Source organism: Companilactobacillus mishanensis (assembly GCF_003946505.1).
In the GTDB taxonomy this organism is placed as follows: Bacteria; Bacillota; Bacilli; order Lactobacillales; family Lactobacillaceae; genus Companilactobacillus; species Companilactobacillus mishanensis.
This window is the reverse complement of sequence record NZ_RHON01000010.1, coordinates 1-20,933: the sequence shown is the minus strand read 5'-3', so window position 1 is coordinate 20,933 and position 20,933 is coordinate 1. Positions and strand designations below refer to the sequence as shown.

At 36.8% G+C, this 20,933-nt stretch carries 15 protein-coding genes; 9 read left to right on the top strand and 6 right to left on the bottom strand.

From position 1 onward, the window contains the following. Nucleotides 1-319 precede the first annotated feature (319 nt). Together EKM63_RS09850 and EKM63_RS09845 are read right to left on the bottom strand one after the other, a co-directional pair. Complete coding sequence (locus EKM63_RS09850; RefSeq protein ID WP_125706177.1) at nt 320-1,033, bottom strand: hypothetical protein; 714 nt, start codon at nt 1,031-1,033, stop codon at nt 320-322. A gap of 75 nt (nt 1,034-1,108) precedes the next feature. Next, on the bottom strand, nt 1,109-1,924 hold the full coding sequence (locus EKM63_RS09845) for an HAD family hydrolase (protein ID WP_125706176.1): 816 nt from the start codon (nt 1,922-1,924) through the stop codon (nt 1,109-1,111). Between the two features lie 942 nt (nt 1,925-2,866). On the opposite strand from EKM63_RS09845, the gene acnA reads away from it, so the two are divergent. From acnA to icd, 3 genes are read left to right on the top strand one after another with little or no spacing between them, the layout of a single operon-like run. Next, entirely contained in the window at nt 2,867-5,467 is a 2,601-nt protein-coding gene (acnA, locus tag EKM63_RS09840; RefSeq protein ID WP_125706174.1) for an aconitate hydratase AcnA, read from the top strand. 22 nt (nt 5,468-5,489) lie between these two features. Continuing rightward, nucleotides 5,490-6,599, top strand: coding sequence for a citrate/2-methylcitrate synthase (locus EKM63_RS09835; RefSeq protein ID WP_125706172.1), 1,110 nt, complete (start codon nt 5,490-5,492; stop codon nt 6,597-6,599). Between the two features lie 20 nt (nt 6,600-6,619). Next, a complete protein-coding gene (gene icd, locus EKM63_RS09830) occupies nt 6,620-7,861 on the top strand; it encodes an NADP-dependent isocitrate dehydrogenase (protein WP_125706252.1) in 1,242 nt (413 codons plus the stop codon). Nucleotides 7,862-8,003: 142 nt separating this feature from the next. On the opposite strand, the gene EKM63_RS09825 is transcribed toward icd, so the two are convergent. Further along, a complete protein-coding gene (locus EKM63_RS09825) occupies nt 8,004-8,567 on the bottom strand; it encodes a TetR/AcrR family transcriptional regulator C-terminal domain-containing protein (protein ID WP_125706170.1) in 564 nt (187 codons plus the stop codon). Between the two features lie 154 nt (nt 8,568-8,721). Here EKM63_RS09825 and EKM63_RS09820 point away from each other — a divergent pair, with 154 nt between their 5' ends. Further along, nucleotides 8,722-9,720 (top strand): NAD(P)H-dependent flavin oxidoreductase, encoded by a 999-nt coding sequence (locus EKM63_RS09820; protein ID WP_125706168.1) that lies wholly within the window; start codon nt 8,722-8,724, stop codon nt 9,718-9,720. Between the two features lie 338 nt (nt 9,721-10,058). Further along, nucleotides 10,059-10,979 (top strand): aldo/keto reductase, encoded by a 921-nt coding sequence (locus EKM63_RS09815; RefSeq protein ID WP_125706167.1) that lies wholly within the window; start codon nt 10,059-10,061, stop codon nt 10,977-10,979. Between the two features lie 40 nt (nt 10,980-11,019). On the opposite strand, the gene EKM63_RS09810 is transcribed toward EKM63_RS09815, so the two are convergent. Continuing rightward, nucleotides 11,020-11,541, bottom strand: coding sequence for a DUF6933 domain-containing protein (locus EKM63_RS09810; RefSeq protein ID WP_125706164.1), 522 nt, complete (start codon nt 11,539-11,541; stop codon nt 11,020-11,022). Nucleotides 11,542-11,850: 309 nt separating this feature from the next. Beyond that, nucleotides 11,851-14,181 carry an ABC transporter ATP-binding protein/permease gene (locus tag EKM63_RS09805; protein WP_125706162.1) on the bottom strand — a complete coding sequence of 777 codons (2,331 nt, stop codon included), beginning with the start codon at nt 14,179-14,181 and terminating at the stop codon, nt 11,851-11,853. A gap of 184 nt (nt 14,182-14,365) precedes the next feature. On the opposite strand from EKM63_RS09805, the gene EKM63_RS11365 reads away from it, so the two are divergent. The 3 genes from EKM63_RS11365 to EKM63_RS09790 all read left to right on the top strand — a co-directional run bounded on the left by EKM63_RS11365 (nt 14,366) and on the right by EKM63_RS09790 (nt 17,824). Next, nucleotides 14,366-14,908, top strand: coding sequence for a TetR/AcrR family transcriptional regulator (locus tag EKM63_RS11365; RefSeq protein ID WP_164504949.1), 543 nt, complete (start codon nt 14,366-14,368; stop codon nt 14,906-14,908). Nucleotides 14,909-15,052: 144 nt separating this feature from the next. Beyond that, nucleotides 15,053-17,302 (top strand): ATP-binding cassette domain-containing protein, encoded by a 2,250-nt coding sequence (locus EKM63_RS09795; RefSeq protein WP_125706160.1) that lies wholly within the window; start codon nt 15,053-15,055, stop codon nt 17,300-17,302. A gap of 315 nt (nt 17,303-17,617) precedes the next feature. Next, entirely contained in the window at nt 17,618-17,824 is a 207-nt protein-coding gene (locus EKM63_RS09790; protein ID WP_125706158.1) for a hypothetical protein, read from the top strand. 16 nt (nt 17,825-17,840) lie between these two features. Here the strand turns inward: EKM63_RS09790 and EKM63_RS09785 are convergent, their stop codons facing one another. After that, nucleotides 17,841-19,487 carry a glycosyltransferase family protein gene (locus tag EKM63_RS09785; protein WP_125706156.1) on the bottom strand — a complete coding sequence of 549 codons (1,647 nt, stop codon included), beginning with the start codon at nt 19,485-19,487 and terminating at the stop codon, nt 17,841-17,843. 266 nt (nt 19,488-19,753) lie between these two features. On the opposite strand from EKM63_RS09785, the gene EKM63_RS09780 reads away from it, so the two are divergent. After that, complete coding sequence (locus tag EKM63_RS09780) at nt 19,754-20,617, top strand: aldo/keto reductase (RefSeq protein WP_125706154.1); 864 nt, start codon at nt 19,754-19,756, stop codon at nt 20,615-20,617. The last annotated feature ends 316 nt before the right edge of the window (nt 20,618-20,933 follow it).

The following is a 20,933-nucleotide window of genomic DNA, read 5'->3' as shown; positions in this document are numbered from 1 at the left end:
TTTGCTTTCTACATCTGGGTTGGGCTAAAACTTTAGTTTGTTTTATGTCCATCTTATTTTTGGTGTGGTTCACTTGGGTTTGGTTCTGGTTCTATGGTGGTTTACTTGATTCTTCGAATCTCGTAAATTTTCATCTTGAGTTAAAGCAAATTCTGATGGATCTTCGAATCTCGTAAATTTTCATCTTGAGTTAAAGCAAATTCTGATGGATCTTCGGATCTTGTAAATTTTCATCTTGGACAATCAATCTTTCTTGGATCCTAAAATCTTGTATACTTTTATCCATAACAAAAAGCGACCTTTTTTATTGGTCGCTTTTTTAGTGTTGTGGTTTTGCCCATTTAAATGTTTTGTAATTTAGAATTCTTGAATGTCCATAATTATAATTGCCATTTGTGAATGTTGTATAGAAGCCTTTTTGGACTTCATCTGGTGTCATGTCTTTATAGTCGGTCATTGCGGCCATGGCAATGCCTTGGGCACGATTTCCTATGGCTGTTTTTTCTGCTTCTGGGAATTCTTGGAAATCTGAAGTTATGCTGATGTTCAATTGTCCGGTTTTATCAAATTCGATGCTTCTGACATAGATTGACCATGCGTAATCATCATTTGGTGTCCCGGTCTCTGTTGGCTTTCCGTCGTTATCTAGTGTTCCCATTGCCCATCCTTGGTCTTCTTCCAAGTATTTGGCTATTCTGGTATTTACTTCTTGATAATTGACGGCTTCTTTTGTGGTCTTAGTTTCTGTTGTTGTTTTGTTGGTCGGCGACTTCTTTGTGGTTGCTTCAGTTTTTACTTTTTCTGGTGGATTGGTTTTTTGTAATGCTATTCCACCAAATTCCACGATCACTAATCCAGCTATTAATAGAAATTCGATTTTTTTGGTTCTTTTTCCAAATATTTCCAAAAATTTTTCATGCTTTGATTTGTCTAATCTCGCTAGAAATTTTTTCTTCTCGAAGTGTCTATAAATTGGATATATGATGATTGCCAAGAATAATGCACTGAGGCCTGCTGTAATAATTCCTTCCATAATTTCACCCCTAGGTGAAAAAACAAAGCTAACTCTAGCTGAAGTATAATCTCAATTCTTTGAGATTTCGATTATCTAGGCTTGTATTGTTGGTAAGTAATTATTGATGGCATAACTTATTCCGTCATCATGATTCGCTAGTGTAACGTATTTTGCCAATTCTTTTATGTTTTTCGGAGCATTATCCATGACGATTGGGTAGCCAACTGCCTCAAACATTGGTATGTCGTTTTGACTGTCGCCAAAGGCTACTAGCTCATCTTTCTTCAATCCTTCGCGGTCCATAATGAACTGAATTCCGGTCGATTTGACAGCTTTATTGCTGGTAACTTCTATATAATAAGTTCCCGAACGTTGAATACTGATTAAGTCCGACTTCAAATCTAAAATAGCTTTTCCGACTGCTTGAAGTTCTTCTTCGTCAAAAATAATCATCATAATCTTAAATACCCGAGTATCATCACTATCAAGAAATTCATTTTGAGTAACGATGTCAGGAAGTAAATTAGTAAAGCGAGATTCAAGAGCAGTACCTTGATTATTTCGTTCAGAGTACCAATGTTCTAAGCCGTACCAACTAATACTAATTTCAGGAAATTCATCTTTAATTAACTTAAAAATAGTTTCGACAGTACCATTATCAATAGGATTTTCACTCAAAACATTCATACCAGATTCATTTTTTTCAAAAATCAATCCACCATTAAATGCAATCTGAGGGTCCTTAAGTTGCAAACGATCCATAGCAAAATCCATCTCCATAGGAGCACGAGCTGACACCAAAGTGAAAGGAGTATTTAAACGATAAATAGCCTGGGCATTAGTAGCAGAAATACCACCCACTTTATCCAGTAAAGTACCGTCCATATCAGAAAAAATGTGTTTGATCATACGATCCCACCTTCCGTGTATCTACAAAAACAATTATAACTTGTAAAACTTGTTTTATGTCAAGAACATGAAATATATTCAAATATTAACGAAAATACCATCAGTGACCGATTATTTTCCAAACCAAGATCCCCATTCACAAAAACGAATGACGATCTCCACAATTAAAAATAAATAATTGGAAAATAAAAATCAAGCACCAAAATAACAGTTTCCCACTCCATACCAAAGCACCAATAATATTGATTAAAATTAACCAAATCAGCACACACCAACATTAGCCGTAGGCAGAATTTTGCGAAGCAGTGAAAGTACTGTTAGTCGGAAAGGCCCAACCCGGCAACAGAACTGGGCAGATAAGAAACTCGTGAAACGAGGTTCCTATCTGAGCCAGAAGACCGCCCCAAGGCTTCCGGCGTACCCACAGCAAGAGCAAAAATGCAGCCGAAGGCGAAAAGTAAGAGGAATAAACCAGAGGAGAGCAGGGGTTAGAGGTTTTGAACCAGAACTAATTCTATTTAAATAAAAAAAGAACCAACATTATTGGGTAATGTCAGTTCATGAAGGTTTATAACTTCGCAAATTGTTTTGTGGCAAACGGTTCAAAAAAGAAACCGAAGTAACAAAACCTCTCTCTTTGCTACTAAATAAGTATATCATGAGATGGAATAATTATAAAATTTGAATTAAGAAAATGAGAAATTATTTTTTAATAAAAATTATTTAATTTATCACACGATAAAGTATTAAAATAATTAATCCAATATAATGGCAAATAGTTTATAGATCCAACAAAAAGTGATAAAACTTGGAATAAAGTTTTATCACTTTTTTGGCATATTTTACTAAAAAATGAACATAAAAATTGGAAGAAACTAGGATAATTATTAAAATGGTGTTAGACTTATTAGAAATTATTTAATTTTAAGAACGAGGTGCGAAATGGAAAATACTTATCAAAAACAGTTCCAAGCAAATAACAAAGTATATACCTATTACGATATTGCAGGCTTTTTGGCCGAACACCAGCAGCAGTTATCCGCAATGCCGTATTCAATCCGAGTCTTATTAGAACTTACTTTGAGGCACAGCGTTACCAAACCAAAGATGAGAGAATTCTTAGATTCATTTATCGATTGGGATAAGAAACATGATGAAGATGTTGCTTACAAACCAGAAAGAGTGATTTTACAAGATTTCACCGGAGTCCCAGCATTAGTAGATTTGGCAGCAATGCGAGATGAGGTTAAAAAACGTGGTGGTGATCCAGAAAAAATCAATCCGGATGTACCAGTTCATTTAGTCATCGATCATTCAGTTCAAGTTGATATGGCAGCTAACGACGAAGCTTTTGACTTCAATGTTAAGCAAGAATTCAAACGCAATCATGAGCGTTATACATTTCTAAAATGGGCTCAAAACAGCTTTGACAATTTAACAATTATTCCACCAGATACGGGTATTATCCACCAAGTCAATTTGGAATATTTGTCAGAAGTTATTCGCCATGATGATAAAAATGTCGCCTTTCCGGACACGTTAGTTGGTACCGATTCGCATACAACTATGATCAATGGACTTGGCGTTCTTGGTTGGGGTGTTGGTGGTATCGAAGCTGAGGCCAGCATGTTGGGCGAAGAATCATATTTTCCAATGCCAAAAGTTGTTGGCGTTAAGTTGACCGGTAAATTGCCTGAAACAGCTACTGCAACTGACTTTGCGTTGACGCTGACTAATTTGTTACGTAAACACAATGTAGTTGGAAAGTTCGTTGAATTCTATGGACCAGGGTTGAAAGATTTACCTCTTGCTAACCGTGCCACTGTCGCAAATATGGCTCCTGAATATGGCGCTACTTGCGGGTTCTTCCCAATTGATGATCAAACGTTAGCTTATTTGAAATTAACAGATCGCAGTGCTGAACAAATTGAGTTTATCAAGGCATACGCTAAAGCCAACAGTTTCTTCTACAATTCTGCAGAAGATGATCAGAGACATTATTCTGAAAATGAATCGCTAGACTTATCAACAGTTCAAAGTAGTTTGGCTGGTCCAAAGCGTCCACAAGATTTGATTTATTTGAAGGACATGCCAAAACATCTTAGACAATATGATGAATTACCCGACTATCCCGTCAACGTGGAGGATACAGATTTTTCATTGAGACCTGGTGACTTGGGAATTGCTGCTATCACTAGTTGTACTAATACTTCTAATCCAGAGGTGCTGATCGAAGCGGGATTACTGGCAAAACGCGCTGTCGAAAAGGGCTTGAAGATTCCAAAATATGTCAAAACTTCATTTGCCCCTGGTTCACGTGTGGTCACTGAATACTTAAAAATTGCTGATCTCCAACAATATTTGGACGCTCTTGGCTTCAACATTGTTGGTTATGGATGCACAACTTGTATTGGTAACTCTGGTAAGTTGAAGGAAAATCTGCAGAGTCGTCTTGATAATGAAGCTTATCCAATTGCTGCTATCGAAAGTGGTAATCGTAACTTTGAAGGTCGTGTAAATCCACTAACTAAAGATACTTTCCTAACTTCGCCACCACTTGTTGTCGCCTATGCGTTAGCAGGTACCGTGGATATTGATATCACTAAGGATCCACTTGGTCATGATAAAGATGGCAATCCGGTTTACTTCAAAGAATTATGGCCTGATGCTAACGAAGTAAGCAAGGTTATTCACGACTACTTGAAGCCGGAATTATTCAGCACTAATTACAGTAATATTTTCCAACAAAATAAAACTTGGAATGAACTGACTGCTCCAACTTCAACCACATATCAATGGGATAAGAGGTCGACTTATATTGATGATCCACCACTATTTGAAAATAATGGTGATGCTGATTTACAAGACATGCGTGTTTTGGCAAAACTTGGTGATTCGATTACTACCGATCATATTTCACCAGCTGGATTCATTGGTAAAACTACGCCCGCCGGTAAATATTTATTGGAGCACGGAGTTCAAACGACTGACTTCAACTCTTATGGTTCCCGTCGTGGAAATCACGAAGTTATGATGCGTGGGACACTTGCCAATGTTCGTTTACAGAATGAACTTACACCTGATAAACGTGGTGGTTTCACTAAATCCTGGCTGACTGGAAAAGACACAACTATTTATGAAGCAGCGATGGACTATAAGAAACATGGTATCGACTCAGTTATTTTAGCTGGAAAAGATTACGGAATGGGTTCATCTCGTGACTGGGCGGCCAAAGGGGTCGAACTCCTTGGTGTCAAAGCTGTTATTGCTGAAAGTTTCGAAAGGATCCACCGTTCTAATTTAGTCATGATGGGCGTTTTGCCACTTCAATACTTGAACGGTGATACTGCTGAATCGTTGGGATTAGTAGGGGATGAAAAATTCTCAATCACTCGTGACGATAAAGTAGCACACGTTCATGCTGAAGATGATGATCACTCAATTGATTTTGATGTAAAAGTTAGATTTGATGCTCCAATTGATTCTGAATACTACAAAGAACATGGTATTTTGCCAATGGTTATTGGTAATAAACTAAATTAATTTTAATAAGGAGGTAGTGAAAATGGATCATGCAAAAGGATTAGCAGGTATCGTCGTTGACGAAACTAAAATTAGTTCTACAAAAAATGAAAAACTAACGTATGCGGGTTATTCTGTCGAAGAAATTGCTAAAGCACACGCTTCATTCGAAGAAGTCGTTTTCTTGCTTTGGTATACTCGTCTTCCAAGTGAGGATGAACTTCGAGAATTTCGTAGAGATTTAGTTAGTAAGATGGTTTTGCCAGCCGAAACAATTCGTCTGTTGCTATATATTGCCAAAGAACCACAACATCCAATGAGTATTTTGCGTACAACAACTTCATTGCTTGGTACCACAAATGATGTTGATCACGATGAGCCACCAAAGATTTTGGCAAAAATGTTAACAGCAATTGCTGCAATTATTAGGATTCGTGATGATGAACCGTTCCTTGATGTTGATCCAGAGTTGGGCGTTGCTGATAATTTCTTATATATGATGACCGGCAAGAAGCCAAATGCTGAATTGTCCCAAATGTTCAATACAGTGATGATTTTGCATGCTGATCATGAATTCAACGCTTCAACTTTCACTGCCAGAGTTGTTGCTTCAACTATGTCAGATTATTATTCATGTTTGACTGCCGCAGTTTGTGCTTTGAAGGGACCACTTCATGGTGGCGCCAATGAAAGAGTTTTTGAAATGTTGAATGAAATCATGTCCCAAGATGAAGACCCAATCGACTTTATCAAAAATGAAATTGGACGTGGTCGTAAGATTATGGGGTTCGGTCACAGAATTTATAAGCATGGTGATCCCAGAGCGTATATTTTGAAAGATATTGCCGAAAAATTGGCTGAAGAAACTGACAATATGGACTATTACAATATTCAACAACAATTGGCCGATTACATGCTTGAGAAAGACCACTTACATCCAAATGTCGATTACTATACAGCGTTGATATATCACTGCTTAGGGCTGGAAAAGGAAACATTTACATTAGTGTCTGCCGCTTGCCGTACATCAGGTTGGCTGGCACATGTCATGGAACAACGTCGTGAAAAAACTTTGATTCGTCCGAACTCTGAATATGTTGGACCAACGAATCGTAGTTATCTTGAAGACACAGCCGTTAAGGAGGCAAGATAGTGAGTTCAGGGAAAATTGAAATGAAAAATGGTAAATTGGTGACACCTGACGAACCAACTATTCCTTTTATTGCTGGGGATGGAATTGGTCCAGAAATTTGGGCAGCCGCCAAAGAAGTTTTTGATGACGCAGTTGAAAAAGCTTATGGTGGGGCCAAAAAGGTAAACTGGTTACCACTTTTAGCTGGTGAAGTTGCGTATAAGGAAACTGGTAAATGGTTGCCAAACGAGACCGTAGATGGATTAGTCGATAATTTGGTCGGAATCAAGGGACCTTTGACTACTCCAATTGGTGAAGGACATCGTTCCATCAACGTTACTTTGCGACAAAAGCTGGACTTGTATGCTTGTTTCCGTCCAGTGAAATACTATGCGGGAACTCCTTCGCCTGTGACGAAACCAGAAAATGTCGATATTGCTGTTTTCCGTGAAAACACTGAAGATATATATGCTGGGATCGACTTTGAAGCTGGCTCTGCTGGCGCCGAAGACTTGATGAAATTATTGGAAAACTATGATCAAGCTGACAAAGTCAGGTTTCCACACACTTCGTCATTTGCTATCAAGCCAGTTTCATCTGAAGGTTCGAAACGATTAGTTCATGCTGCGATTCAATATGCGTTGGATCATGATTTGAAGACCGTCACTTTAGTCCATAAAGGTAATATCATGAAGAAAACTGAGGGTGGCTTCAAAAAGTGGGGCTACTCAGAGGCAACTACTTTTGGTAACAAAGTTTTCTCAATGAATGATTATGATAAAATCGCTGCTGATCAAGGTAAGGATGTTGCTGAAGCTAGTTTGAGTAAGGCAAAAGCTGATGGGAAAGTTATCATTAACGATTGTATTACTGACAATTTCTTCCAACAAGCTTTGTTACATCCGGAAAATTTTGATGTTGTTGCTACGATGAATTTGAATGGTGATTATATTTCTGATGCGTTAGCTGCTCAAGTTGGCGGTATCGGAATTGCACCCGGTGGTAATATCAATTATCAAACTGGTCAGGCTATTTTCGAAGCTACTCACGGAACGGCTCCTCAATTTGCTGGTCAAAACAAGTTGAATCCTACTTCTTTGATTTTGTCAGGTGCTATGATGTTTGATTATATTGGCTGGCATGAGGTGGCAGATTCTATTCAGTCGGTCGTTGAAGATGCAATTTCTAGTGGACATGTTACAGAGGATTTTGCACATGCTATTCCTGGCTCCGTGGAGTTGGGTACTAAGGAATTTGGTTCTTATTTGGCTGGTAGTATTTAAGTTGGAGGTTCACTTTCGTCCTTCGGTCGGGTTAATCAGGGGTGTGAACTGATTTTTTTCCTTCCATATCTATGTGCAGGTAATAAATATTGTTTTTTAAAAAACTGTAAAAAAAATGAGCTGATCTCGTGTTGAGATTGGCTCATTTTTTGGTTTCTGTTTGGCTGAATATTTTCTTTTCTTTTTCTGAAAGATTATCCATTAGGATCTCAGCCATTTCTTCTGGGGATTCTTTGTATCCATTTATTACCCATTTTTTGGTGGCTTGGGTCAGTCCGGCTACGTTGAATTCTGCTAGGTAGGTCAATTCTGTGTCTAGGGTTTTGATGCCTAACTTTGTTGTATATTGATTGATTGTGTATTCCATGGCGGTTTTACGATAGTAATTGGTGAATGAATTTTGTCCTTCGTATTCGAATATTTTTTTGAAAAAATTCTTTTTTTGGTACATCATTTTTATTGAGTCATTGGATAATTGTCGGAAATTATTGTTGCTATAATATCTTTTTGAAATTTTATCTGACATTGTATCGTAGATCCAATTTACTAGATCAAATTTATCTTTGAAATGGCGATAAAATGTGGCTCTGGATACTTTTGATTTAGAGGTTATATCTTGAACGGATATGTCTTTTAAACTTTTTTCTTCAAGCAATTCTTGTAGTGAATATGAGAGGGATTCATCGATTAAATTTGTGGCGCTCATCTGAAAATATCCTTTCTAAATAAAATGTGTGACATTGGTTTATATTTGTTTGTCTGTGAGACATATTACTTCTATTGTAACTTAAAATATTTCTTTTAATAATATATTGTGAATAACAGAACAAGAAATGCAATTGTAGAAGAGGTAGATAATTATGAAGAACAGAATTACTGAAATTTTGAACATTGAAAAGCCAATCATTCAAGGCCCGTTGTTGTGGTTGACGGATGCTAAATTGGTTGCAGCTGTTAGCAATGCTGGTGGTATGGGGATGCTAGGTTTTAACGCCGGACAAACCACTGTCACAAAATCAATTGATGAAACTATCGAAAGAATGCGTCAACAGATCAAAGAAACTAGAAAGTTAACTGACAAACCTTTTGGTCTCAATTTTGGGCCAACTGGAACTGACAATGATCCTTTCTCAGAACCTATGTTGAAATTGATGATTGAAGAAAAAATTCCGGCTGTTACTTATGTGGGACCAATTGTTCCTGAACTGTTTAAGAAATTAAAAGATAATAATATCAAAATTATTTATCGTTATGGCACTCCAAACATTGAAAACACTAAAGAAGCTGAGAAGAATGGTGCTGATATTATCGTCGCTACTGGTTTTGACGAGGGTGGTACTGTTCCAGAAAAGGTTATCGGAACATTTTCTATTGTGCCTATGATTGTCGATGCTGTGGATCACACTCCTGTTATGGCTGCTGGTGGTATTACTGACGAACGTACAGCTGAAGCTGCATTTGCATTAGGTGCTGAAGGTGTCTATGCTGGTACTGCATTCTTGGCTAGTGAAGAATCAAGAATGGCTGACAACATTAAGCAACAATTACCTGGTTTGAACGCTGAAGATATGTTGATGTATCGCGATGTTCCTGCATACTATCGTTCTATTCCTGGTGAACTTCCTAATAAGCTAGTTGAAATGGATAAAGCTGGTAAGAGTGGGGAAGAGATTTTTGACGCTTCAAATAGATATGATGGTATGCGTTTAGGAATGCTTGTTGGTGACCTCAGTCAAGGCTTTGCTTCATTTGGACTTGGGATCTCTAATATTCATGCTATTGAACCTGTTCAAGTTATTGTTGATCGTTTGAATGCTGGAATTGAAGAGGCTGAGAAGTCTTATAAGGAATTTGTATAGGAAATTTAATTACAATATATTTTTGGTATCTTGGAATTTATTGATTATTCTGGGGTGCCTTTTTATTTGGAGTTTGGTTCGATGGATAGAACTGGACCGTTCCGCTGATTGCTCCACTTTCCAGTTCTTTTTCTACCAACTGGTTTTGGTAACTTGTTTCTGTTTTATAGTGGAAACGAGTTGCGTGGCACAGCTTCCTACACATAACTGCAAAAAAGGGATTATCCGCTTTGCAAATAAGTCCCTTTTTCACTGTTATGACCGGAAGCTAATCGTGCCACTCCACTCTCTGCTTTTTGCGTTACAATCTTCATAATAACTAAATGGAGGTGTTGTTTATGGCTGATTTAATTAATGTGGGTAAGTCAGATGTTTCTAGTATTAAACTTGGTTTGGGTACTAACAAGGTTGGTGGCCATAATCTGTTCAAGAATCTGAATGATGAAGATGGTTATGCTGTTGTTAAAGAGGCTATCGACAGTGGTATCACTACTTTGGATACGGCTTATATGTATGGTTTGGGTCGTTCTGAAGAGATTATTGGTGATGTTATTCAAAATTACGATCGCAGTAAACTTGTGATTGCTACTAAGGGTGCTCAAAATCCTGATAAGGATAATGCTCCTGACAACAATCCTGAATTTCTGAAAGCTACTGTTGAGGCTTCTTTGAAACGTTTGAAGACTGATTATATTGATGTTTTCTATATTCATTTTCCTGACGAGAATACTCAAAAGGATGAGGCTGTTGCTGCTTTGAATGAGCTGAAAAAGGAAGGGAAGATCAAGGCTATTGGTGTTTCTAACTTCTCTTTGGATCAGGTCAAAGAAGCTAACAAGGATGGTCTTGTTGATATTGTTGAAGACAACTACAGTTTGGTTCATCGTGATGCTGAAAAATCTTTGTTCCCTTATTTAAGAGCTAACAAAATTTCATTCGTTCCTTATTTCCCACTTGCTTCTGGTCTTTTGACTGGTAAGTATAATCTTGGGGATGCTAATAAATTCAAACAATTTAGTAAAGATCAGTTTTCTGACATTATGGATGCTTTGGGTGTGGTTCATAAGGTTGCTAACAAGACTAACTCTACTGTTGGTGAAGTTATTCTTGCTTGGTATATGAAGAACCCTGATATTTCGATTGTTATTCCTGGTGCTAGAAAGCCTGAACAAGTTGATCAAAATGTTAAATCATTGGATATTGATTTGAGAAATAGTGATTATCATGCTATTGATGAGGCTTTTGCTGAATTTGTATAAATTTAAAGCTACTCCTGTTAATGGGGTAGCTTTTTTAGTTCTATTTAAAAGCTTCCATTTCCTCAGTAAATCTTTTTAGTGGGAATGGGTTCTTTTTATCATGAAATTGAAACGGGATGTCCCCAACTTTTTGTGAGAATACAGCCTGATAGGTGAAGCTAGGATTAATTAAATTTGAAAAATTTGAACCCATTGAGATCATGTTTACTGTGGCTCCGGATACTCTTCTGTTATAGGGACCATTTTCTAACAGGACAATTTCTCCAGCTGCTTTCATATAATTGTCAAAGGTTTCCTTTGGTAAAAACAAATCGTCAAAAAGCCTAAACATACCGTCATAGATTTCTTGTTGGATATTTTTCTTTTTTTGAGCATTGATATCATAAAGAACTATTGGAGCGTAGGTAGATGCATTAACTATAAATACTATTTTTTTTCGATCCATCGTTGCATAACTCGCATGCCAAGTGAATAAGGGATTTATTTCTTCATTTGAATTTATTGAGACTTCTGGCAAGTGGTTGAATATTGGTTTTGCTTTTTTCGTTGGTTTAATGAACATGTCTACCTCCATATTTGAATGTGTGATTATATTTTTGCATATTGTTATGACTTTAGATATAGATTGGCCTTGATTGATGGAAAGGAGAACAGTTCGATGGATAGAACTGGACCGTTTCGCTGATTGCTCCACTTTCCAGTTCTTTTTCTACCGACTGGGGTTGGTAACCTTCGTCTGTTTTATTGTGGAAACGAGTTACGTGGCACAGCTTCCTACACATAACTGCAAAAAGGGGATTACCCGCTTGCGGATAATTCCCCTTTTCACTGTTATGACCGGAAGCTTGTCGTGCCACTTCACTCTCTGGCATTACTCAGATCGTAATGCGGTCGCTGCGTCTTTCTTTGCGGCCATTCTTGCTGGTATGTGTCCACCTAGTACTGTTAACACTGTACTGATGATGATCAATATTATTGCTGCTTTAGGATCTAATTGCGATACGTTGCTCAAATCTGTCATGCTCTTTAAGATCATGTTGATTGGGAACGTTGCTAACCATGCGATGATTACACCTAGCAATCCTGACGAAACTCCTAAGATGGCTGTTTCGGCATCGAATACTCGGGTTATATCTTTCTTTCTGGCTCCTAAGGCTTTCAAAATACCGATTTCTTTGGTTCTCTCTAGTACTGATGTGTATGTGATGATTGAAATCATGATCATACTTGTTACTAATGAGATTCCGGCGAAGGCTACTAGCACGTATGTGATTGCGGTCATTAATCCACCGGTTAGGTTTGATACTTGGCCGGCTAAGTCGGTATAGATGACTTTGTTGGCTTTGCTCTTACCTTTGTTGTACTTGTCCAAATATTTGAGGACTTTATCTTTGTTGTCGAAAGTATTTGGATAAATTAGGATACTTGATGGTGTTGTTGATCCACCTAAGTAGCTAACTAGTGTAGATTTTGATGTTGTGGCATCGATTGGTGTGCCTGTTAAGACGTTTGAATCAGATTTCTTTTGTGCTTGGACGATATCTGAATTTTGGTTCATGTCGATAATATCTTTTGTTAATTTGTCACTGTAGGCGATTCCTGGTGACAAGATGTTTTCTGATGATGTTGATTTAACTTTCAAAATTCCGGCAATCTTGATTGTCTTGTTTGAAGCGTTATTGTACATCGATGTTCTGTCTGTGTTTGGTGAATATGTGCCTGAAGCATTCTTTTGATAATAAGTGTTGTTTGCTACTACTTTAAATTCTTTTCCAACTATCTTGCTGTAATCGATCTTTTGACCATCTTTTGCGGAAACTCCGATGTTCTTCAATCCATTTACATTAGTTGAGTTGTCACTATTTACGATCAAAACTACTTCATTTTCATTGTTTGGCATATTTCCTGAAAGTACTTTGTAGTGTTTTTTCAAGAATCCTTTTCCGTTGTTGTCTGATGAAGGATAAACTGATCCACCAACTCCGGTTGAAGCTGCCATTTGGCTCATACCCATTGATGCAGCATTTGAGCTGGCATTTGAAAATTGAACTGATTTAACTTTTCCGTCAGTTTTACCTAACAAGTTCATTCCTGTTGAGTATGTGTAACCAACGTTTTTACTTAAATCCTTGCTCATATCTTTTACATAGTTGATATATTTCTTGGTGATCTTATTTGTATGTGTAGATTTCTCTGCTTGACTCATTTTAGCTGTAACTTGCTTAGACTTGGGAGCTTTCTTTTCCTTTGTCGTGCTTGCGGAACCACTTTGAGTTGAAGCTGTTTGAGAAATTGTTACTGGGAATTGAGCTAGGGTATTACTTTGAGTCTTATCGATTTGTTTTTGGAATCCAGACGATAGGGCCAAAACGATGGCGATACTGATGATACCAATACTTGATGCGAAAGCTGTCAAAGCGGTTCTGGCTTTCTTAGTTCTCAGGTTGGTAAATGACAATTTTAAAGCTGTCCAGTATGTCATTTTTGTTTTTTGTAATTCGAAGTTATCTTCTGCTTCATCTTCATGATAAGGATTTGAATCATCTTGGATCTTACCATCAGCGAAGTTGATGATACGGTCGGCGAATTCATCTGCTAGTTCAGGGTTATGTGTAACCATGATTACTAGTCTTTCTTTCGAAAGTTCCTTGATGAGTTGCATGATCTGTTGACTTGTTTCGGTATCGAGAGCACCTGTTGGCTCATCACATAGCAAGATTTCAGGGTCATTCGCAATTGCACGAGCGATGGCAACACGTTGCATTTGGCCACCTGATAATTGATTAGGTTTCTTATTGATATGTGGGCCCAATCCAACTCGTTCTAGTGCAGAAATTGCTTTCTTTTTCTTTTCTTCATTTGGAACACCACTCAAAGTCATTCCCATTTCAACGTTATCTAGGATACTCAAGTGTCCGATAATGTTGTAGCTTTGGAAAATGAATCCGACTGAGTTGTTACGGTATGCGTCCCAGTCTGCGGCTTTAAATTCTTTGGTTGATTTACCTTTGATGATCAAGTCACCAGAGTCATAGATATCTAGTCCACCGATACCGTTCAACATTGTTGTCTTACCAGAACCACTTGGTCCCAAGATTGCAACGAATTCTTGTTTTCTGAAGGATACGGAAACGTCATCTAATGCTTTTGTGACAGAGTCACCAACGTAATAATATTTTTTTATATGTTTTAATTCCAGCATTTAAAATACCTTTCTGAATTAAGTTTTTAGTGGCACAAAATCAATTATCTGTTACACTGTCATTATTGCAACACTATGTTTCATATAATAAGAATTTTAAGTCATCTATGCAATCAGCAAATTTAAACATGGTGTTGTTTTTAAAACAAAATCATAAAAAGTGTTGCATGATAGGAGTAATTTTATGGTCGGAGTTAAAAATAATCGACGTGCTAAATACACTAGAAGTGTGATCCAGGATACTGTTCTATCACTGCTTGAAAAGAAGCCCATTGACAATATCACTGTTACTGAAATTTGTAAAATCGCCGATATAAATCGAACTACTTACTATCGATATTATGATGATGTCTACAAATGTGTCGACGCCATTGAGACTGAATTTTTGGACTCGATCGAGATCAGACAAGGGATGAGTGCGCAAGAATCATTGCGTACTCTGCTAGATGCTTTTTATGAAAGACGTAAATTGAGTAATCTAGTTTTTGTTGAAGGTAAGACGAAAGTTTTGGAGCGTATGAGCATCACAATGAAGGGTAAGGAACCTCGACCTATTGAGGGTAATGACGAATATCAAGAAGTTTACGTCATGCTTGGGATGCAAGGTATTTTGAAGAAATGGGTCAAAGATGGCATGCCTCAAACTCCAGATGAATTAACTAAAATAATCATGAAAATCTTCTTTGCGGATAACTTACAAGGGTTGCGAGCAAGGGTAGATATATAGGAAGGGGATGTGGATTTTTCACATCCTCTTTTTTGAAACGTGCAACAAAAGGAAGCACTCTGTTTTTTGTCTTGAAAGCGCTTCTCACTGTGCTATACTAAGAATCCATTCAAATATGAATCAAATTATATCGGAGGTTTTGCCATGTCTAACGAACAATTCATTGAAATTGTGAATGACCGTGAGAATAATCTTAAGAATGTCAGTTTGAAAATACCCAAAAATAAAATAACTGTCTTTACTGGTGTCTCCGGTTCTGGTAAGTCATCTATTGTTTTCGATACTATTGCACAAGAAGCTGGACGTCAGCTTAACAGTACTTATTCAAGCTTTACCCGTTTATATCTACCTAAATATAAACGACCAGACGCTGATGAAATACATAATTTAACTACCGCAATTATCATTGATCAGAAACCACTAGGTGGAAATGCTCGTTCTATTTTGGGAACCATCAGTGATATTAATCCTTTATTTAGAATTCTATTTTCACGCTTTGGAAAACCTAAATATGGCGATGCCAGCAATGCTTTTTCATTTAATGACCCAATGGGTATGTGCCCGAAATGTGATGGTGTCGGAAAAAGTTATGTTTTGAAAATGGATGCTGCTTTGGACATGGATAAAACTCTTTCGACTGGTGCCATAAAGTTACCTGGTTATACTACTAAGACATCTTTCTATCTACAGACTATTTTGAATTCAGGGATGTTCGACAATGACAAACCTATCAAGGATTTTTCTGAGGAAGAAATGGAAATGTTACTTAATGGTGAGGAGTCGTTGAAAGTAGAATTCAATGGTGCTGAACGTAATATTACATATGAAGGAATTGAGAGACAATTTTATCGTCGTAATTTCCAAACTGGCGGCGACCTAAGTTCTACAGCTAGAAAAAATTTGGAAAAATTTGCGGAAATGGCAACTTGTAACGAGTGTCATGGAATGCGTTATAACAAAAAAGTTCTGGCTTCAAAAATTGATGGTAAGAATATCTTTGATCTCACAAATATGCAATTAGATGAATTGCTGAAAGAGTTAGACAAATTCAATCGTGATCAGATGCAATCGATCGTTAAAGACATCAAGAAACGTGTTGGTGATTTAGTCGATATCGGATTGGATTATCTATCACTCACTAGAGAGACTACCAGTCTATCAGGTGGGGAATCTCAGCGTGTTAAAACAGTTAAGTACCTATCTAATAGTTTGACTGGTTTGACTTATATTTTGGATGAGCCAAGTACTGGTCTGCATCCTCGAGATGTTCATCGATTGAATGATTTATTAATGAAACTTCGCGACAATGGCAATACTGTTCTAGTGGTCGAGCATGATCCAGATGTAATCAAGATTGCTGACCATATCATTGACGTCGGTCCTCGTGCCGGTATTCATGGTGGTGAGATCATGTACACTGGCTCATATGACAACTTACTGAAGTCAGATACTTTGACTGGAAAATATTTACAGAATCACCTGCCATTTAACGATTCGCCACGTGAAGCTAATGACTTTATCGAAAGTAGTGCTAGTTCACTTCATAATTTGAAGAATGTTTCTTTGAAGATTCCTAAAGGACTGTTTTCAGTTATCACCGGTGTTGCTGGTTCTGGTAAGAGTACTTTAGTCGAGCAGGTATTCTCAAAAGAATATCCAGACGCAGTGATTATTGATCAAAGCCCACTTCATGCAACTAGTCGTTCAAATTCGGCAACTTATACAGGAATAATGGCTGAGATTCGAAAATTATTCGCGAAAGCTAATGATGTAAGTGATGGGTTGTTCAGTTATAACTCCACTGGCGCCTGCCCTGAGTGTGGTGGAAAAGGTGTCATTGAGATGAATCTTTCCTTTATGGAAAACTCTGAAATTGAATGCCCAGTTTGTCATGGTGGCAGATACGATCCTAAAGTTTTGGAATACAAATTGAAGGATAAGAATATTGTTGAGATCATGAACATGACAATTGAAGAGGCGGTCGACTTCTTTGATGACAAAAAAATCAGTTCTAAGTTGTCACATATTCAGGACGTTGGCTTGGATTATTTATCAATGGGTCAGCCTTTGAATACTTTATCAGGTGGTGAATGTCAGCGTCTGAAGATTGCCAAAGAATTGAATAAAAAAGGCAATGTCTTTATTCTCGATGAGCCAACCACAGGATTACATGTCTCTGATATTGAAAATATAATCCGAATAATTAACAATCTTGTCGACAAAGGTAATACTGTTATCGTTATTGAACACAATACCGATGTTATGCGTAGTGCCGATTGGATTGTTGATATGGGTCCCGATGGTGGATCTCGTGGTGGACAGATTTTATATGAAGGTCAAGTTGCTGGAATTAAAAAAGTTAAAGAATCTTATACTGCAGAGTATTTATTTTAAATAATTTTATTGATAACAATAATTATTTCTCGATATGTTAGCCTTTTCTAAATATACAACGGTCAATATTGCTGTTATTCTTGCCTTATCAAGGGTTATAGGGGGATAACATTGAAATTTATTGGCGATTTTAGCGTGATTTTCATCAGCATATTATTACCATTATTTTTGATTGTATTTGTATTTGGCTTTCCAAGAATTGTGATTTTAGCAATGACGGCATTATATTTATTTGTGTTTTATAAGATGGTGAAACGATATGCCATTACTAAATTTATGGTGTGGAATGGTTATTGTTATTAGTATGTAAAAAGATTGATCAGTGAAGATGACTATCGAGAAACAGTTTGTCTTCTTGGAAATACTGACCATCGAAGATTACAGAGAATATTATCTTTGCAAGAATATAAATCTTTACTTAGTGTTCTTCCTAAGGATGAACAAAGTATACGTTTGAAAGAATATTATCGATATAACGAATCACCAATTCTGATGATTCACAAAAAAATCGGTTCAGCTTAATGGCTGAATCGATTTTTTAGTCTATATATGAACGCCTACGCCATAAAATGAAACCTGAATAGAGAAGGAAAATTATCGTTATCGATAAACCTAGTTTTTGGACGAAGGTATATTGGTACTGCATTTTAAAAGTTCCGGATCCGTACAATTTAATATTAGTAAATCCTCTATCAGATAGACTTGGATCGAAGCTTGATTTGTTTCCATCTACTTTTGCGGAATAGCCTTTATAGTAGAACAACGGCAGTTCAATCGTAGTAGGTGTGTTACCAGTGTCAAAATCAAACTGGATATATTCTTTGTTTATCGTTTTATTTTCGATGGAAACAGTGGATTTATCGTAGCTGATATCGCGAGGTTTATTCTCCTTAACATCGTCGTAATTAACTGAACTAGGTAAGTATTCGTGACCGGCGCCAATCAAGTAACTGCTGATTTTATCGTAGGAGTTGTAAGTATTCAAACGGAATGGGGATGCCTGAACTGTCAATTGTGCCATCGTGAAACTTAGTAATAGTGTCACGGCAACAAAGGCAGTCGTGAAGTATTTCTTCTGGAATAGTTTCAAATCATCGTTAGCAATAAAGTAGGCCACGATTAATGAAATCAGTGAGAAAAATCTCCATGGAAATTGGAATGAGGCAAAGATTGAGTTTCGTAATTGGTACCATGGGAAGAATTCCGTACAGGCAACAAACATAAATAATGCAATTACAGTCAGACTGATATTCTTACGTTTGATGAAATTATAGCCTGTGTAGATTATCAATCCGAAGAATATGATCGAACCAATATTGACTGTGTGCGCATGAAAAACTTGATTTGAAAATGAGTGTGCAACAAGTTTAGTGAATGGTTGGATCTCGTCTTGAATATGAATAAGTGGTTCTGTCGATACTTTGAAATCCTGGCTGAGCATTTGTTCAAATATAGGTAAGAAAACAGCTGCAATAGTCCCTAAAGTCAGGCCGGCTGCTTTTAAGATAGCTTTCCAAACGTCCCAGTTCCAGAAATATTTAATATTCAATATTACGAACATAGCGGCAAAACAGATTATCATAAACAGCGAGATAATATGTGAGAAACCGATACCAATCATGGCAAAAGCTAGAATGTACCACTCTTTAAATTCGCCTTTTTTGAATTTTATTAATTCTGAAAGGACAAGTGGGAAGAATGCCATTCCTAGCAATTCTCCCAAATCATGTCGGCTGAATAATACTTGCAGTCTATAAGTACTGAAGACATAGATAAGTGTAAAGATCAGAGCATTTTTATTTTTGAAATCTAATCTTTTTCCAGCCTGATATGTGAGAAGAAATGTGACAAAATTGATTGCTACAAGAGTGATCAAATACGTTAGGACCGTGTTAACTCCAAGTGCCTTAAGAATTGCTGAAGGATAAAGCAAGATATCTGGATAGAACAAACTGGAAGCATATCCTAAACCTCCACTGAAATAACCGTCAACTTTCGGAAGAAAATTAAAATGTCTAAATGATTCAGCTAATGCATTGATACGGTTAATGTGATATCGATAATCACCAGTGGCAAAGACATAACCAGGATGCCAATTTACGAAAGCTACTATTAATATACTGGTTACTAAAAACATTAAATATATGTATTTCTTTTGATTTAATTTTTGAGTTAAATTATTCATTATCTAATCCTAGTCATTTGAGATTTTGGAAAACTATTGATGTTTGTATTGTAGCATATAATTTCTTTGCTATTTAATTGTATTATTTATCAATACAATTTGATTTCAATAATTGAAAGAATAATTTATAATTTAAATCAACATTTTGATTTTATTTGTCCATTTGTTTTTCTGAAAAAAGATTAATTTACCTGTTGCCTTACAGTCAGGTCGAAGGTATATATTACTTATTGTGGTTTATTAAACTTTCAAAAGAAGGTAACGGAATGACAAAATTAAATGAAACATACACTTTAAATGATGGGACAAAGATTCCCAAAGTGGCATTTGGTACATGGCAAATGCCAGCAGAAAAAACTCGTCAATCAGTTTTGGATGCAATCGAAATCGGTTATCGTCACATTGATACTGCATTAGTTTATGGTAACGAAAAAGAAGTTGGACAAGCAGTTCGCGATTCCGGCGTAGCTCGTGAAGATCTTTATGTAACTTCAAAATTGCCTGGAGAAACAAAAGATGCCGCTGGCGTTAAACGAGATTTTGAACAAACAATGAAGAATTTGGACATAGATTATCTTGATTTATACTTGATCCATGCACCATTCCCATGGGATGAAATGAGTTCAACTTCTGGTACAGTCGAGAAATACGACAAAGCTAACCAAGAGATTTGGAAAGCAATGGAAGAAATTCAAAAATCTGGACGTGTTAAATCAATCGGTGTTTCAAACTTTAATGTTCATGATCTACAAAGCTTGTTGTCGACAGCAACAATTAAGCCAGTAGTTGATCAAGTTCAATATTATATTGGCTACACTGAACCAAAAGTTTCAGAGTTTTCTAAAGCTAACGATATTATGATTGAAGCATACTCACCATTGGCAACTGGTGGCTTGATCAACAATCCAATCGTTAAAGAAATTGCTGACAGATATGATGCTAGTGTTGCACAATTAGCTATTCAATTTGTTGTCCAGAATGGTGCTTTGCCACTTCCAAAGGCAACACAAAAAGCACATATTTTGGATAATTCCAAACTTGATTTCGTTATTTCTAATGATGATATGGCTAAGTTGAACAAAATGTCAGATTCAGCTCCAAGTACATTCCATCATGCACGTCAGGAGTAGGTTTTTACTGTCGCCTACGGAGAAAAATAGATTTTTTGGCTGGAACATAGGCGACATCGTTTGAAGCTTTTCCAAGTTCAGGAAAATCTCCAAATCGAGTCTTGTTCTAAGTATCGTCCCGATACTAAGAACAATTTGCCTATTGAGCCAAAATCGATTTTTCTCCTTCAGCTTGATAGAATGAGCTTCATTTTAAATTAGTAAAATATAATTGAAATATGCAAAAAGGCCGAGAACTTAATAGAGTGCCCTACAATTGTTAGACAAAAATTCTAACAATTGTGGGGTATTTTTTTATGACCAAATATGATCCACT